Annotated in this window: 1 pseudogene; it reads left to right on the plus strand. The window is 66.6% G+C overall.

Annotated features, from left to right (window positions below):
• Positions 1–691: pseudogene (locus F0169_RS27235) on the plus strand (ATP-binding cassette domain-containing protein); the annotation flags it as partial.

The following is a 691-nucleotide window of genomic DNA, read 5'->3' on the forward strand; positions in this document are numbered from 1 at the left end:
TGACCTGCACGCCAAAGCCATCGGACTGTTCCGCGACCTGGCGCTGCCAGACCCGGAGCGCATTGGCCAACGCTACCCGCACCAGGTGTCCGGCGGGCAACTGCAACGGGTGATGGCCGCCATGGCGCTGATCAGCGACCCGCTGCTGGTGGTGCTCGACGAGCGACCACGGCGCTCGATGTGACCACCCAAATCGACGTGTTGCGTGCTTTCAAGCGAGTAGTGCGCGAGCGCGGCACCACGGCGGTGTACGTGTCGCACGACCTGGCGGTGGTGGCGCAGATGGCCGACCAGATCGTGGTGCTCAACGGCGGGCAAATCCTCGAACAAAGCGCCACCGCGCCGCTGCTCAAGGCCCCGAGCCATGCATACACGCGCAGCCTGCTGGCCGCCGCGCGCCCCGACACCAACATTCGGCCGCGTGCGGCGTTGCCGAAGAAGTGCCGTTGCTGACCATCAGCAACCTCACAGCCGGCTACGGCAACAAAAACCTGCAAGGCATGCCGTCGATTCGTGTACTCGAAGACATCGACCTCAACGTACGACGCGGCCAGGCCATCGGCGTGATCGGCGAGTCGGGCTCCGGCAAATCCACCTTGGCGCGTGTGGTGGCGGGGCTGCTGACCCCGGCCCTCGGTAAGCTGACGTTCGACGGCCAGCCGTTGGGCGGCAGTTTGTCCGAACGCACCCC

It is taken from the genome of Pseudomonas kitaguniensis (genome assembly GCF_009296165.1).
Lineage (GTDB): Bacteria > Pseudomonadota > Gammaproteobacteria > Pseudomonadales > Pseudomonadaceae > Aquipseudomonas > Aquipseudomonas kitaguniensis.